General features: G+C 65.2%; 17 protein-coding genes and 1 other RNA gene. 6 read left to right on the top strand and 12 right to left on the bottom strand.

Annotated features, from left to right (window positions below; translation table 11 throughout):
- The first annotated feature begins 91 nt into the window (after nt 1-91).
- Nucleotides 92-694 carry a L,D-transpeptidase family protein gene (locus BDD21_RS12930; protein WP_120797514.1) on the top strand — a complete coding sequence of 201 codons (603 nt, stop codon included), beginning with the start codon at nt 92-94 and terminating at the stop codon, nt 692-694.
- 237 nt (nt 695-931) lie between these two features.
- On the opposite strand, the gene minE is transcribed toward BDD21_RS12930, so the two are convergent.
- From minE to ffs, 8 genes are all read right to left on the bottom strand, one after another.
- Nucleotides 932-1,201 carry a cell division topological specificity factor MinE gene (gene minE, locus BDD21_RS12925; protein ID WP_120797513.1) on the bottom strand — a complete coding sequence of 90 codons (270 nt, stop codon included), beginning with the start codon at nt 1,199-1,201 and terminating at the stop codon, nt 932-934.
- Nucleotides 1,202-1,204: 3 nt separating this feature from the next.
- A complete protein-coding gene (minD, locus tag BDD21_RS12920; RefSeq protein WP_120797512.1) occupies nt 1,205-2,014 on the bottom strand; it encodes a septum site-determining protein MinD in 810 nt (269 codons plus the stop codon).
- 49 nt (nt 2,015-2,063) lie between these two features.
- Nucleotides 2,064-2,855 carry a septum site-determining protein MinC gene (gene minC / locus BDD21_RS12915; protein ID WP_120797511.1) on the bottom strand — a complete coding sequence of 264 codons (792 nt, stop codon included), beginning with the start codon at nt 2,853-2,855 and terminating at the stop codon, nt 2,064-2,066.
- Between the two features lie 258 nt (nt 2,856-3,113).
- Nucleotides 3,114-3,458 (bottom strand): histidine triad nucleotide-binding protein, encoded by a 345-nt coding sequence (locus BDD21_RS12910; RefSeq protein ID WP_120797510.1) that lies wholly within the window; start codon nt 3,456-3,458, stop codon nt 3,114-3,116.
- A 34-nt stretch (nt 3,459-3,492) separates the two neighbouring features.
- A complete protein-coding gene (recR, locus tag BDD21_RS12905) occupies nt 3,493-4,089 on the bottom strand; it encodes a recombination mediator RecR (RefSeq protein WP_120797509.1) in 597 nt (198 codons plus the stop codon).
- A 15-nt stretch (nt 4,090-4,104) separates the two neighbouring features.
- Complete coding sequence (locus tag BDD21_RS12900; RefSeq protein WP_040731662.1) at nt 4,105-4,428, bottom strand: YbaB/EbfC family nucleoid-associated protein; 324 nt, start codon at nt 4,426-4,428, stop codon at nt 4,105-4,107.
- Between the two features lie 211 nt (nt 4,429-4,639).
- Nucleotides 4,640-6,346 (bottom strand): DNA polymerase III subunit gamma/tau, encoded by a 1,707-nt coding sequence (gene dnaX, locus BDD21_RS12895; RefSeq protein WP_120797508.1) that lies wholly within the window; start codon nt 6,344-6,346, stop codon nt 4,640-4,642.
- A gap of 130 nt (nt 6,347-6,476) precedes the next feature.
- Nucleotides 6,477-6,573, bottom strand: an RNA gene (gene ffs / locus BDD21_RS12890) — signal recognition particle sRNA small type.
- Nucleotides 6,574-6,870: 297 nt separating this feature from the next.
- On the opposite strand from ffs, the gene BDD21_RS12885 reads away from it, so the two are divergent.
- Both BDD21_RS12885 and BDD21_RS12880 read left to right on the top strand, forming a co-directional pair.
- Nucleotides 6,871-8,145 carry a coiled-coil domain-containing protein gene (locus BDD21_RS12885; RefSeq protein ID WP_120797507.1) on the top strand — a complete coding sequence of 425 codons (1,275 nt, stop codon included), beginning with the start codon at nt 6,871-6,873 and terminating at the stop codon, nt 8,143-8,145.
- A gap of 36 nt (nt 8,146-8,181) precedes the next feature.
- Complete coding sequence (locus BDD21_RS12880; protein WP_120797506.1) at nt 8,182-8,997, top strand: fumarylacetoacetate hydrolase family protein; 816 nt, start codon at nt 8,182-8,184, stop codon at nt 8,995-8,997.
- A gap of 211 nt (nt 8,998-9,208) precedes the next feature.
- On the opposite strand, the gene BDD21_RS12875 is transcribed toward BDD21_RS12880, so the two are convergent.
- Nucleotides 9,209-9,763, bottom strand: coding sequence for a hypothetical protein (locus tag BDD21_RS12875; RefSeq protein WP_120797505.1), 555 nt, complete (start codon nt 9,761-9,763; stop codon nt 9,209-9,211).
- A 368-nt stretch (nt 9,764-10,131) separates the two neighbouring features.
- On the opposite strand from BDD21_RS12875, the gene BDD21_RS12870 reads away from it, so the two are divergent.
- Nucleotides 10,132-10,578, top strand: coding sequence for a hypothetical protein (locus tag BDD21_RS12870; protein ID WP_245969578.1), 447 nt, complete (start codon nt 10,132-10,134; stop codon nt 10,576-10,578).
- Nucleotides 10,579-10,936: 358 nt separating this feature from the next.
- Here BDD21_RS12870 and cysS read toward each other — a convergent pair whose 3' ends face one another.
- Nucleotides 10,937-12,337: a cysteine--tRNA ligase gene (cysS, locus tag BDD21_RS12865; protein WP_120797504.1), complete on the bottom strand. Its 1,401-nt coding sequence runs from the start codon at nt 12,335-12,337 to the stop codon at nt 10,937-10,939.
- A 380-nt stretch (nt 12,338-12,717) separates the two neighbouring features.
- Here cysS and BDD21_RS12860 point away from each other — a divergent pair, with 380 nt between their 5' ends.
- Both BDD21_RS12860 and BDD21_RS12855 read left to right on the top strand, forming a co-directional pair.
- A complete protein-coding gene (locus tag BDD21_RS12860; RefSeq protein WP_120797503.1) occupies nt 12,718-13,206 on the top strand; it encodes a peptidylprolyl isomerase in 489 nt (162 codons plus the stop codon).
- Nucleotides 13,207-13,226: 20 nt separating this feature from the next.
- Nucleotides 13,227-13,988 (top strand): UDP-2,3-diacylglucosamine diphosphatase, encoded by a 762-nt coding sequence (locus tag BDD21_RS12855; RefSeq protein WP_120797502.1) that lies wholly within the window; start codon nt 13,227-13,229, stop codon nt 13,986-13,988.
- A gap of 215 nt (nt 13,989-14,203) precedes the next feature.
- Here the strand turns inward: BDD21_RS12855 and BDD21_RS12850 are convergent, their stop codons facing one another.
- Nucleotides 14,204-14,503: a hypothetical protein gene (locus BDD21_RS12850; RefSeq protein ID WP_245969577.1), complete on the bottom strand. Its 300-nt coding sequence runs from the start codon at nt 14,501-14,503 to the stop codon at nt 14,204-14,206.
- A 22-nt stretch (nt 14,504-14,525) separates the two neighbouring features.
- Nucleotides 14,526-14,996 (bottom strand): rhodanese-like domain-containing protein, encoded by a 471-nt coding sequence (locus tag BDD21_RS12845; protein WP_120797501.1) that lies wholly within the window; start codon nt 14,994-14,996, stop codon nt 14,526-14,528.
- Nucleotides 14,997-15,056 lie beyond the last annotated feature (60 nt).

The raw sequence follows: 15,056 nt of genomic DNA, 5'->3' as shown, positions 1-15,056 counted from the left end.
GGCGTTTTGTCATGAGGTTACCTACACTTTCGCGTGTTGCTGATGAGCACGGCCGACGCCGTGGCACCCTTCCAGACACCGGATCAGACCCATGCACACCGACGCGAAAGACCCTATGACCGCCATCGCCGAGCACCCGACCCGCCGACCCGAGCAGGGCGCGCAGCGGGTCCGTTACCTGCTGACGGCGCTCGCCGTTGCAGGCGCTCTGGGACTTGCCGGCTGCGGCAGCGCACCGGAGATGGCGACGGTCGAGCCGAGCCACGCAGACAAGGTGGTCGTGAAGAAATCGCAGCGCAAGCTGGAGCTGCACAACAACGGGCGGGTGATCCGCGAGTACCGGGTCGCGCTCGGAGGCTCGCCGGACGGTCACAAGTTTCGCGAGGGAGACCAGCGCACCCCGATCGGCGACTATCTGCTCAACTGGCGCAACCCGAACAGCAATTTCTATAAATCGATCCACATCTCCTACCCGAGCGAGCGCGATAAGCTCGTGAGTCGCTCGCTCGGCTATTCCAATCCGGGTGGGATGATCATGATTCACGGACTGCCCAATTACATCCAGTCCGAGGCACTGCGCCAGCAATACGCGAACCGGGACTGGACCCAGGGCTGCATTGCCGTACAGAACCACGAGATGGACGAGATCTGGGCGATGGTGCGCGACGGCACGCCGATCAAGATCCTGCCTTAAACCGCGTCCAGAGCGAGATGCTGAATTTTCAAGTGAGTTCGGCGTTTGGTGCATCCACGGCCCTTAGCGGGGACGCGGTTTAGCTCAAAAACGATTCAAAAAAACAAAGCACGTAGGATGGGTAGAGCGAAGCGAAACCCATCCTAAACGCTCCAACATCCCGGTCCCGTATTGTTTCGGTCCGATGCCTTTGGAGCGGGGTGGATGGGTTTCGCTGCGCTCTACCCATCCTACGCGTTAGATCCGTCCTTCGACGGTATCGGGCAGGACGATATTCAGCTCTAGGACCTCGTGGCTGTCCTCCTGTTCGTATTTGACGGAGACGGCGTTCATGTCGACCTCCACGTACTTGCGGATCACCTCGAGGATCTCCTGCTGAAGCTGCGGAAGATACGAGGGTCGGCCACGTTGCGTGCGATCGTGGGCCACCAGGATCTGCAGCCGCTCCTTGGCTACACTTGCAGAGCCCTTCGGTCGCGAGGAGCGGAAGTAGTCGAGTAAGCCCATAGGTCAGCCTCTGAAAAAGCGCTTCAGGAAGCCCTTCTTCTCCACGTGGAGAAAACGGTGCGGCACCTCGTCGCCCAAATAGCGAGCAACCGTATCGGCATACGCCTTGCCGGCATCGCTCTCCCGATCGAGGACCACGGGGACGCCGGAGTTGGATGCGGTGAGGACGGATTTCGACTCCGGAATGACGCCGATCAAGGTCAGCGACAGGATCTCCTGCACGTCGTCCACACTCAACATCTCGCCCTTCTCGACCCGCGCCGGATCGTAGCGCGTGAGCAGCAGAAACTCGCGGATCGGCTCTTCGTTCGACTCCGCTCGACGCGATCTGCTCGACAGGATACCCAACATGCGATCGGAGTCACGCACCGAGGACACCTCGGGATTGGTCACCACGATGGCATCGTCGGCGTAATACATGGCCATGGTGGCGCCGTGCTCGATGCCGGCCGGCGAGTCGCAGACGATGAAGTCGTAACCGTGGGCCAGCTCCTCGAGCACTCGGCCCACGCCCTCCTTGGTCAGTGCATCCTTGTCGCGCGTCTGAGAGGCCGGCAGCACATAGAGGTTGTCGCAACGCTTGTCGCGGATCAGGGCCTGGTTGAGGTTGGCCTCCTGATTGATGACATTGACGAAATCGTAGACGACACGGCGCTCGCAACCCATGATGAGATCCAGGTTGCGCAAGCCCACATCGAAATCGATGACAACCGTGCGATGACCGCGTTGTGCTAATCCCATAGCCAACGCGGCGGACGTGGTCGTTTTGCCGACCCCGCCCTTGCCCGAGGTGATCACAATAATTCTCGCCAAAGTAGCCGCCTCCAAAATGGGATGGTCCGTCGCCCAACCCTGCGTCGGGTCAAAGTTTTTCGATCCTGAGAATCTTCTGGTCCAAATAGATCTGGACGGGAACGCCGCGCAATTCCATCGGGATGTTCTCGCTCACCCGGTAATGCCCCGCAACCGAGACCAGCTCGGCCTGGAGATCCTGGCAAAAGATCCGCGCATCCGTGTTGCCTTTCATGCCGGCCAGTGCACGACCGCGCAGCGGGCCGTAGACATGGATATTGCCGTCGGCCATCAGCTCGGCACCCGAGCTTACCGCGGCGATGATGGACAGATCCCCACCGGCGGCGTAGACCCGTTGCCCGGAGCGCACCGGGCGGGTCACCAGGGTGAAGGCTGCACCGGCGCCTGCACGCGGCGTTGGCGCGGGCTCGGCCTGCTGCACCGACGGAGCAGCCGCGGCGGGCGCGCTCGGCGCGGGCTCCTCGGGCGCGACGCTGCGCTCGGCGCGGGTCGCACGGGTCTCGTGCTCGCCGAGGATCGCCAGCTCCATCGCCTCCGCGGCCTCGTTCTGGGCCTTGTTGCCGCCACGTACGCCGAAGGGAATCATCCCGTAGCCGCGCAGCAGGCCGACCAAGAGCGGAAACTCGACCTCGCCACCCCCTTCGGGAAAGGCGCTCAGATCGATCACGACGGGCGTATTGCGAAAAAACTCCGGCGCCTGCTCGACCCGGGCACCGAGTTCGGCGGCGACCGCCTCGATGTCGGCCTCGAGCAGACGAATGATCGGCAGCGTGAAACCGGCCGCCTTGAGCTCGAAGACGGCGGGGCGATCCCCGACAGACGTGCGTTGATACCCTGCCATTTTGCTGCTTTCGGGGCAAACGCCCGCCGATCTCCGCTGGAATGAATCAAAAGAATCAAAAGGCCGCCGTTCATCGACGACGTCCGGTTCCGGGTCCTAGTGCAGCACGGCCGATGTGTCGAGACCATTCGTTGTCGTTGTCGTTGTCGACCATCGATTACGACAACGACAACGACAACGACAACGACAACGAAAATGATCACTCGGGATCTTTGCTCAGCTCCAATCGCCGTGACGCGACGTGCCCTGCTACATCGATCAGCCCGGCGGCCACTGCATGGGACGCCCGCCCAGGATGTGCAGGTGCAGGTGATACACCGTCTGCCCGGCGCCCGCGTTGCAGTTGATCAAGGTCCGGTAGCCGCTGGCGGCGATCCCCTCCTGCTCGGCGATCTTGGCCGCGGCCAGGAACAGCTTGCCGATCAGCTCGGCGTCCTCGGGCTGCACCGCGTTCAGGGTTGGGATCGGCTTGCGCGGGATCACCAGGATATGTGTCGGCGCTTGCGGGTGAAGGTCTCGGAAAGCGACCAGGTCGTCGTCTTCATAGACGATGTCGGCCGAGACTTCGCCTGAGGCGATCTTGCCGAAAATGGTATCAGACATCGTTGCGATCCGCTCCGTTATGAGACCAGTGGTGTCAGAGTCGGCGCCGACCGTTGAAGGCCAACGCCAGCGTGCCGCCGTCCAGATATTCGAGCTCTCCGCCCAGCGGAACACCGTGGGCGATGCGGGTCGCGCTGACCCCGTGCCGATCGGCGGACTCGGCGATGAAGTGCGCTGTCGCACTCCCCTCCACGGTCGGGCTGATGGCGAGGATCACCTCGCGCACCTCCCCGCCCGATAGACGCGCGTCGAGCAGGTCCAGGCCCAGCTCCTCCGGGCCGATCCCGTCGAGCGGCGAGAGCCGCCCGCCGAGCACGAAATAGAGTCCGCGAAAGTCCGTCGCCTGCTCGATCGCCAGGATCTCGGACGGCTGCTCGACCACGCACACGAGCCCGGCGTCGCGATGCGGGTTGGTGCAGAGCGCGCACAGCTCTTGCTCGGTCAGGGTCCGGCAGCGGCGACAACGCCGGATCCGGGTCATGGCATCGGCCATGATCCGCGCCAAGCGGGCACCGCCCTCGCGATCGCGCTCGAGCAGATGGAAGGCGATGCGCTGCGCCGACTTGGGCCCGACGCCGGGCAGGCACCGCAGGGCATCGATCAACTGACCGAGAAGCGGGCGCTCGGACACGGCGTCGGGCCGCGCCTAGAAGGGCAGCTTCATCCCGGGCGGCAAGGGCAACCCGGCGGTCAGCTCCGCCATGTTCTCCTTCGCCTTCTCGGCCACGCGCTGGCTTGCACCGTTGACGGCGGCGGTGATGAGATCCTCGAGCATCTCCTTGTCGTCGCCCATCACGCCGGGGTCGATCTCCACCCGACTGACCTGATAGCGGCCGTTCATGGTCACCTTGACCATACCGCCGCCGGACTCGCCGACGACCTCTTCCAGGGCGAGCCGCTCTTGGGCCAGCTTCATGTCTTCCTGCATCTTCTGCGCTTGCTTGAGCAGGTTACCGATTCCACCTTTCATCATGCGTTGTCGCGGGAAACCTCGGCCCCGGGGCCGAGGCGGGATAGCGCACGGCGGCGAACGCCGTCCATCTCCCGCATCCTCTCTTCTCGGTTGGCTATCTCGTTGGAAGAATCCGTCGCAGTGCGACCCCAGTCCACCCGAACCTCCGCACGGAGATTCGGCGCAACAGAAACGCCCGGCGCGTCGTTTGCGTGCCGGCACGCCGGTTTCAATCGGTCGGCTCGATACTCCCGGCGATCCAGCTCGCGTCGAGTTCGTCCTGCATCGCGCGCGCAACCGGGTCCTCCTCCATCGCGGAGACCGCCGCCTGACGACGCTCGCCGGTCTCGCGCTCGCGTCGCTGGGCCAGGGTCTCGCGCTGCGGCCGGGCGACCTGGATGTCGAGCTTAACCGCCGTCCCCATGGTCTTTTCCAGCGCGGCGTGCAGGCGCGCTTCCGCACCCGGGGAGCGCAGATGCTCGGCGGCCGGATCCAAGCCGAGCGAGAGTTGCCCGTCCGCCCAGCCTTTCAGATCGCAATGATGGGCGATCTGGCTCGCGATCCCGCCCAGCTCCAGACGATCCACGAGCGCGAGCCATTCCGCGTGCGAGGTGAGCACGACTGCACGCGCGGCGCCCGGAGTCTCGGTCGGCGCGTAGACTGCGGCAGCCGCACGCTGCGCCGGCGCAGGCTCGGCGACGCGCGGCTCGGCAACCGGCCGGAGCATCGATACCGGTGAGGATACTGGCGAGGACGCTGGCGAGGACAGTGGCGAGTTGGCCGCACCGCCGGGCGCGGTCTCGCGCAGGGGCGCGGGGCGCGTCGGCGCTCGCGTGGGTTCGTCCCGATGCGGACCCGGCCGAAACGCCAGGGCGCGCAGCAGGACCATCTCGAAACCGGCGCGCGGATCGGGGGCGAGCGGCAGGTCGGCTTGCCCGGTCAGCGCCACCTGATAATAAAGCTGTAGGTCCTCGGCCGGGAGCGCGCCTGCCAGCGCCTTCAGACGCGCGGCATCCGGATCGTCCGGGGCCAGTGTCTCGGGCACCTGCTGAAGCAGTGCCAAGCGGTGCAGCAGCGTGATCAGCTCGCGCAGCAGCTCTTCGAAATCCGGCGTGAGGGAGGCCACGCGCTCGACCTCGGTCAGCACGCGCGCGCCGTCGCCCGCCGCCAACGCGTCGAGCAGATCCAGCGTCAGATCACCCGGCAGGGTCCCGAGCATGGTGCGCACGCCCGACTCCTCGACCCGCCCGCCGCCGAAGGCGATCGCCTGATCGAGCAGACTCAAGCCGTCGCGCATGCTGCCGTCGGCACCGCGGGCCAGCAAGGGCAGCGCGGAGGCCTGAAACTCAAGTCCCTCGGCCTCCAGGACATGCTGGAGCCGGGCACGGATCTCCTCGGGCAAGAGACGGCGCAGATTCAACTGCAGACAGCGCGAGAGCACCGTGACCGGAACCTTTTGCGGGTCGGTGGTCGCGAGCAGGAACTTCACATGCGGCGGCGGCTCCTCCAAGGTCTTCAACAAGGCGTTGAAGCTGTGGTTGGAGAACATGTGCACCTCGTCGATCAGATAGACCTTATAGCGTGCACGGGCCGGGGCATAGGGGACGTTGTCCAGAAGCTCGCGGGTCTGGTCGACCTTGGTGCGCGAGGCGGCATCCACCTCGATCAGATCGACGAAACGCCCGCCGTCGATCTCACGACAGGACGCGCAGACCCCGCAGGGGCGCGCACTCACACCCTCCTCGCAGTTCAGCGCCTTGGCGAGGATGCGGGCAAGCGTGGTCTTGCCGACACCGCGGGTGCCGGTAAAGAGATAGGCATGATGGAGCTGGTCGCGATCGAGCGCGTTGGAGAGTGCGCGGACGACATGCGATTGTCCGACCAGATCATCGAAGCTCTTGGGGCGCCATTTGCGGGCGAGCACCTGGTAGGACATGCGTGGTTCGAGTCGGAGGAATTCCGTGTGGGGCGGCTGATAGAGTGGCGCGTGGTGAACGGTGATTGGCTGGAAACGAATCCACGAAGACGACGCCCACCCGCCCGACCCGATCGGGTGGGGCGGCGGCCGACGCCAGCCACACCCCGGCACACGCTTCAACCGCTGCGGCTGCTCCCTTCCGGGCCTGACCGGGTTCACGGTTTCGCGTTGCGAGGGGACCGGCGCAAGCCACCATGACATCGACATGCGGGCCGTGGCCCGAATCGACGCGCAAGGTTAACAAAGCGCACGACCGAAGACAAACGCCCGACGCCGGCTCGCTGGCTCGACATTGGCTCGACACTGGCTCGACATCGGCCCGAAACTAGCTCGACAATGGCCCGACACCCGAATCGACCCGACCGCCCGGGCGTGGCAGACTCCACGCGGACGACCCGTGGCCGGGGCCGAGCATCCGACACGGCCGAGCCCGCCGGCTCGGGACCCGCGCAAACAGACCCGCCGAGGCATTCTCATTACCCATGCGTCCTATCGCCCCGCTCATCCTTGTCCTCGGGACGCTCGTCATCGGCGGCGTCGGCGATCTCGCCGCCGAGACCGAGCCCCCTGCAGTCTCAGCCTCCGAAACCCAGCCGGATGTCTGGAACAGAACCCTCGAGACCGCCACCGGGTGGTGGGAGCGCTCGCGCGACTTTGCCGATCGGGCCGTCGCCGATGCGAAAGGACTCTTTGCCGACGATCGGGATTTCGCCCGGGTCTGGGGCTCGGTCGTCCCCACGCTGGACTCGGCATTGGTCCTGGAAGAGCGCCACGGCGAGCTGCCCGAGAAGACCTGGTTCGGGGCCGATCGGCGCTCCAATCGCGAGGAGATCAATGCCCTGCTCGACACGGCGGTGCAGATCCTCTCGACCTCGCCGATCCAAAACTACCGCGAGCGGATCCGGATCCTCCAAGCCCAGATCGAGAAGGCCCGTGCCGGGATCGCCGACGCCCGGCAGAAGCGGATCGCCGCCCCCGCGGAGTCGACGCTCAGAAGGACCGTCGCCGATTACGATCGACTGATTGGATCGCTGGAAGACGACATCGACCGCCTGAACGGCGAGCTGGCCGCGGTGAAGCGGGAATTCGCCGGCGAGCTGCGCGGCATGGGTCTGGAGCTGGCCGACGATCAGCTCGAACTGCTGCTCTCGACCGTCGTCGGCGACAATATGATCGACCTGGGCATCTTGTTCGACAACGTCAAGGCGGTCACCGCCCAGCTCGAGGTGCTGGTCGCCCAAAGCGGCGAGGATCTACAGAGCGCGCGACGCTATTACGGCCTCTATGTCGTCCTGCTGCAGGCGCTCAACCGCATGCACCTGCAGATCGAGGAGGCGATCGGGGAGCAGTATGTCCCGCAGATCGACGCCATCATCGCGCGTGCCCAAGAACTCTCCGGCGAGACCCGAGCCCTGCAGCGCGAGTCGCCGGGACGCCAGGAGGTGCTCGCGGCCAACCTGGAGGCACAGCAGTTGACCGTGCAGGCCGCCGAGATCTATCGCCGCTACCTCGCGGAACAGGCTGCGCAGGTGAAGCAGGCAAGACGCGAGCTCGAGAAGGATATCGCCGCCGCCTGGAACACCTACGAGACCGTCCGGGTGTCCGGCGAGCTGGTGAGCCTGGTGCGATCGAGCCAACAGCTGCTCGACGGCCTGATGAATCGCCAAGTCCCGACCCTGCGCCCCTTCGAGAATCTGGAGATGCAGCGCGAATTCCAAAAACTCACCGAGCAGCTGCGAACCCGCAGCGCCGGCTGAATCCCGTATCCATCCGCTATCGACGAGACCACGAACATGAAGATCGCCCGCTTTCTCGACACCCACTGCACCGTCCACTACGGCATCCCGATCGACGCCGGGCATGCCCGCCGGCTCGGCGGTCACCTCTACGAGGGTCTGACCGAGACCGCCGACGAGATCGCGGTGGCGCGCTGGCTGGCGCCGATCGTCCCGGTCAACGTCTACGGCATCGGCCTGAACTATCGCGCCCATGCCGAGGAGACCGGGGCCGCCATCCCGGCCAACCCGGTCGTCTTCATGAAGCCCACCACGGCGATCACGGATCCGGGCGCGCCCATCATCCTGCCGAACGCCTGCGAGCACGGACCCGAGGTCGACTACGAGGCCGAGCTCGCCGTGGTCATCGGCCGCACCGCGCACGACGTCCCGGTGGCGTCCGCGCTCGATTACGTGCTGGGGTACACCTGCGCCAACGACATCTCCGCGCGACGCTGGCAGAAGGAAGGCGGCGCCGGCCAATGGATTCGCGGCAAGAGCTTCGATAGCTTCTGCCCGCTCGGGCCGGTCTTGGTCACCGCCGACGAGATCCCGGACCCGCAAGCGCTGAGCGTCATCTGCACGCTCAACGGCGAGCGCGTCCAGACCGGCCACACCAGCGACATGATCTTCACCATCGCCGAGCTGATCGCCTTCCTCAGCCGCGACACCAGGCTCTTGCCCGGCACGGTGATCATCACCGGCACCCCGCCCGGCGTCGGCTTCGCACGCACGCCGCCGCTGTTCCTGAGCGCGGGCGACCGGGTGGTGGTCGAGATCGAGACGATCGGGGCGCTGGAGAACCCTGTTGAGCAGGCGCGAAGCCTGGCCTGAGGCGGAGAGGGTCGGTCGGTGATCGTCGGTTGTGCCGAGCCGCGCGAGGCACAACCCACCGTCGGCGCATTGAATTCGATCCCGCGGGCCGCCTGGCCGGCGGAAGAAGACGACTGCAAGTCGTCGATCCCGGGGACATCGTCACTTCGCGACGATCGCAGGCATCGCTTCGCCACTCACCACTCACTACTCACTACTCACTACTCACCACTCACCACTCAGCTCGAAGCGCGTCGTTCCGCCCTCGATCCAAACCGCCGAGGGGCAAATGACCGAAGACGATGTCGCCCTCGGTCCCGTCGTCGAGGGCGATCTTGCCGATGCCGTTGCGGCCGTCGCTCGCGCGGATGATGTCGGCCCAACCGCTGCGACCGTCGTCGCAATAGACATCGAAGACGGCGTCGGCCGAGCCGGTGAAGGCGTTGTAACCGCCGCGGCAGGCGTTTTGGCCGTTGGAGACGCGGAAATCGGCCGCGAAGGGCGAGGAGCGATAATCGCCGGTGTAGACCTCGCCGCCCATGATGACGGCGAAGGGACCGGAGGTTGAATAGCCCGGCGGCAACCGATTCGGCTGGCCGCGGTCGATCTCGTCCAAGACCTCGCTCACGCAGGAGGAGTAAGACTCCGGATCAAGGTGGGCGCAGAGACGCCGAGCATAGTCCATCGGCGAAACGCTCGCGCTGATCCCGCCCAGATGATTCGGCGGCACGAGTCCGCAGGCCCCGAGCAGGAGCGACAATAGGGCAGCGACATGGAAGCGGGTCATAAGCGTTCTCCGCGCACAACGACCGGTAAACCGAGCGGCCGGGACGGGTGAGCCGGACCGGTGATCGTCCCGGTCGAGACCGCCTCGATCGTCTCCTTGCCCGGTGAGCACGCGGTCAGTTTAGGCCCAATCGCGCCGGCCGGGGAGCATTAAACCGCGCCCCGCGCGGTATGCGATGTTTTTGGACGGGATCGGCCCCGGTCGACTTGACGACCGCTGGAGACGGCGCGGTTTAAGACCGAGCGCGCATGAAACCCATGCATCGCACCCTGCACAGCGGGGCGCTTTCGGACTACAGTTCCCGGAACGGCGAGACGCGCAGCGACCGACCCCGATCTCGAATCAACCCGACACGGAGCGACTCAGGGATGCGAACCAGGCCATTCATCCACGGATCCAAGCCAGGCGAGGGGCTGCCCGAGACGACGCGGCTTGTCGCGCGGTGGAGCACGCGTCTCCTCGCACTCGGCCTTTCGAGCCTGCTCCTCGCCGCCCTGTCATCCGGCTGTGCCCAAACGCCGGGCTTGCCCGGACAACTCGCCGAGCTGAGCTGTATCGGCGGATGCCAAGGTGTCCGAGACCAATGCAACGCCGATGCGCGCTACAGCTATCGCCAATGCCAGGCAGGCTACAGCGAGGCGTTCGTCGACTACCGCTGGTGTCTGGCCTCCGCTTTCGAGCGCTCCGAATGCGGTTATCCCTGGTGGTCCTGCGCCGAGAACCTCTTCGGCTACTGCGCCAATCGCGCTACCGAGTGCGAGCAAGCCTGCCGCGCACGCAGCACCGCTCAAGACCAGTGGAGCCGGGACCGGTAAACGGGGTCGAAGGATCTGCTCGTTGTCGTTGTCGTTGTCGTTGTCGCTGTCGTTGTCGTTGTCGTTGTCGTTGTCGTTGTCGTTGTCGTTGTCGTTGTCGTTGTCGTTGTCGTTGTCGTTGTCGTCCGGTATTCGATTACGACGACGACGAATTCCCCGACGGTTTATTCAAGACTGGCGGCGTAAGCGGACCAGCACCACCCGAATACAAGCAAAAAACGTAGGATGGGTAAAGCGCAGCGAAACCCATCCTCCCCGCTCCGACGCCCAAACCCATCCTCTCCCGCCCGCACCCGTGCGCGCAACGATTCGGCCCGCAAACAAAGGGTCTCGGATACCAAAGATCCATTCGCCCCCGTCAAGCCCCGCGCCGCCAAGCCGTCCCGCTCGGTCCGTCCTCGAGACCGATACCCGCCTCCGTCAGCAGCGTGCGCAGCCGATCGGCCTCGCCCCAATCCTTGGCGGCGCGGGCGGCGATTCGCGCCTGAACCAGGTTCTCGATCTCTTCATCCGACAGCCCCCCGTCGTCGGCCCGGCCACGAAGATAGAGCTCCGGATCCTCCTGCAGGATGCCGAGTACGCCGCCGAGCCGTCGCAGCACGGCCGCCGGACCGGCGGCAGCGCCGGGATCATCCGCTCGGATGCGGTTGACCTCGCGCACCAGATCGAACAACACCGCGAGCGCCTCGGGCGTGTTGAAGTCGTCGTCCATCGCGGCATGAAAGCGCTCGACGAAGGGCGCGGCAACGGACGCATCCGGCGTCTCGGACGCGACATCCGGCACGCCGCGCAACGCCGTGTAGAGTCGGGTCAGCGCCGCACGGGCCTGCTCGAGGTGCTCGTCGTCGTAGTTCAGCGGGCTGCGATACTGGCTGGTCAGGATGAAATAGCGCACCTCCTCGGGACGGAAGCGCTCCAGGATCTCGCGCACGGTGAAGAAGTTGCCGAGCGACTTGGACATCTTCTCTTCGTTCACGCGCACGAACCCGTTGTGCATCCAGACGTTCACGAAGGTCTCGCCGGTGGCCCCTTCGGACTGGGCGATCTCGTTCTCGTGATGCGGGAACTGCAGATCCGCCCCGCCGCCGTGGATGTCGAAATGATGGCCCAGTGCGCAGGTGCTCATGGCCGAGCACTCGATATGCCAGCCGGGCCGTCCCGGTCCCCAGGGCGAGTCCCAGGCCGGCTCGCCCGGCTTGGCGGACTTCCAGAGCGCGAAGTCCAGCGGGTCGCGCTTGGCCTCGTCGATCTCGACCCGAGCGCCCGCGCGCAGATCCTGTGGATCCTTCCCCGAGAGCTTCCCGTAGCCCGCAAAGCGCGCCACCGCGTAGTAGACATCGCCGTTCTCGGCGACATAGGCGAGCCCCTTCTCGATCAGGGTGCCGATCATGGCGAGGATCTCGTCCATGTGCGCCGTGGCGCGCGGCTCGTCGGTCGGAGGCAGGATCCCGAGCGCATCGGAATCCTCGTGCATGGCCTGGATGAAGCGCTCGGTGAGCGCCTGCATCGGCTCGCCGGCCTCGGCCGCGCGACGGATGATCTTGTCGTCGATGTCCGTGATGTTGCGGATATAGGTCACCTCGTACCCGAGCGCGCGCAGATAGCGATAGACGACATCGAAAACCACCATCACGCGCGCATGACCCAGATGGCAGTAGTCGTACACGGTCATGCCGCAGACATACATGCGCACCTTGCCGGGCTCGATCGGCTCAAAGGGCTCTTTGCGGCGGGTGAGGCTATTGTGGATCTGCAACATGGAATGCACTCGCGAGTGGGTTGGTCCGGGCCGCAAGGGGTCCGGAGCCGGGTTCCGGCAAGCCCGGCATGGTAACAAAGCCGAGGATGCAGGCGTGAACCCGCCTTTCCCCGACTGCGCAAAGGCCGTACCATTCAACCTAGATCGCGTCCGGAGCAAGACGCGCACTTTCGAGTAAGCTCGACGTTTGGCGCGTCCAGGCCCTTCGTGGGAACGCGGTTTAAAATTTGATCTTTTTGAATACCTTAAACCGCGCCGGCTCCGACATGTGTCGGAGCCGGCGCGGCCGAGCCAATCCAACAAACGACGCATACCGCGCCGGGCGCGGTTTAAACCCGCGTGCGCCGCCGGCGCGCCAGTACAGCCTGCGGAGATCCCCGATGATCAAGCTCACCACCACCCTCGGCGACATCCTGATCCAGCTGGATGCCGAGAAGGCGCCCAAGACCTGCGCGAACTTCGAGCAGTACGTCCGCGACGGTCACTACGACGGAACGCTGTTTCACCGCGTCATCGACGGTTTCATGATCCAGGGCGGCGGCATGACGCCGGACTTCACGCCCAAGCCGACACGCGCTCCGGTGGAGAACGAGGCGAAGAACGGACTGAAGAACCTCAACGGCACGCTCGCCATGGCGCGCACCATGGACCCGCACTCGGCCACGTCGCAGTTCTTCATCAATGTCGCGGACAACGGCTTCCTGGATTATCCGGGGCAGGACGGCTGGGGATACTGTGTCTTCGGATACGTCGTCGAGGGGATGGATGTCGTGAACGCCATCCGCGGCGTTCAGACCGGCTCCCGTCACGGGCACCAGGACGTGCCGGTGCAGGATGTTGTCCTCGAGCAGGCGGTCGTCGCCGACTAACGCGCCGAGGCGGGACACGCGTGCCGACCGAAGACGTCAGCGTCTTCGTCTCCGACCTGCATCTGTCGCCGGATCGACCGGCGACGGTGGATCTCTTCATCGCCTTCCTCGCCGGGCGCGCCCGCGAGGCGGATCAACTCTATCTCCTGGGCGACATCTTCGACGCCTGGATCGGCGACGACGACGACGGCACGCCCAACGCCGAGGTGAAGGCCGCACTCGCCGCCGTCACGGCCTCCGGGGTCCGCTGTCATCTGATGCACGGCAACCGCGACTTCCTGATTGGTCGGGCCTTCTGCCGCGAGACCGGATGCCGGCTCCTGCGCGACCCGACCCTCGCCCGGTTCGACGGCGAGCCCACGCTGCTCATGCACGGCGATCTGCTCTGCACCGACGACGTCGCCTATCAGCGATTTCGGCGCCGCATCCGCAACCCGCTGGTGCAGCGCCTCTTCCTCTGGCGATCACTCGCGGCGCGTCGCCAGGTCGCCGCCGACTACCGCCGCAAAAGCGGAGCCGCGACCGCCGAGAAGGCCCTGGACATCATGGACGTCAACCAAGAGACGGTCGCACACTATCTGCGCCGTTACGGCGCCGCGCGCCTGATCCACGGGCACACCCATCGTCCGGGCGATCATCGCCTGCAGATCGACGGCCGAGAGGCCGTGCGCTCGGTGTTGGCCGAATGGCACCCGGATCAAGGCGAGATGCTGGTCCACGGACCCTCGGGTTGGCACCGAGAGGCCGTACAGTCTTCAGTCGACAACCTCTACAGGCTGTAGACGCGTAGGTCGTGGTGACGATCGGAGGCACAACTGACAACAGCTCTCGTTGTCGTTGTCGTTGTCGTTGTCGTATTCGTGGTTGTCCGGAATCCGATTACGATTACGATTACGATTACGACAACGACAACGACAACGATTAGGGTTGTCGCTTTTGCCGAGACGGGCGAGGCACGACCCACGCCCGACACGTCCGGCAGGCACGCAAAGCTCGATCAAAGGGGGTCGGTTAGGGGATCACGCCCGATCGCCTCGGTCACGCGCGCGTCGGCGGTCGCGAAGGAATAGCCGCATTCCTGCGGCGTCATCTGTTCGGCGGCCACCCTCGGATATTTCCGGCAGCTCGGCGGGCGCATCGCGTAGACCGCGCAGCGGCTCAGACCTTGGTCGTCGAAGCGCAGGAAGGGACAGGGATAGGGCAGCTTGCAGCAGGCGCCGCAACGGTTGCATGCGCCCGTGCGATCGGGATCGACCGGCAGAAGCGAAGTCAACAAGCGCTTGGTTTTATTGAGCATTCGACATGGTTTTCCGAAAGAGTCATCGATCTGCCGGCCGCATCTGCTCCGGTCTGAGGCGCGGTGTAAAATAGCGATCTGCGTCGTCCAGGTCGACCGATTCCCCTGCCGCGTCGACCAGCGGTTGCTCGTAATCCTTCCATCCGCGCAGGCCCGTCTGCAGCGAGGAAACCTCTTGGTAGCCGAGCAGATTCATCGCATGGGCGGCCATGATGCTGCGGTATCCGGAGCGACAGACCACCACGACCTCCCGGTCGCGCGCACGCACCAGCTCCGGGACGGTCTCCTCGTAGTCCCATTCGCAGGCGGACTCAAGGATACCGCGCGGGACGTTGAGCGACCCATCGATATGCATCGCCGCGAACTCGTCCGGCTCGCGCACATCCACCAGCAGCAGATCCGGGTTCGCCGCAAGCCGCTCCTCGAGATCCCAGGGCATGATCTCCTTCACATCGCTCAAACAGTCTTTGATGAGCTCTAAAAAGTTCTTCATCGCTTTAAACCATATACAGAGCGAGATGCTCATTTTCGAGTGGGTTCGACGTTGGGCGCA

The sequence above is a fragment of the Thiocapsa rosea genome (assembly GCF_003634315.1).
GTDB classification, from domain to species: Bacteria; Pseudomonadota; Gammaproteobacteria; order Chromatiales; family Chromatiaceae; genus Thiocapsa; species Thiocapsa rosea.
The sequence above is the reverse complement of the archived record's forward strand: the minus strand, read 5'-3'. Positions and strand labels throughout refer to the sequence as shown.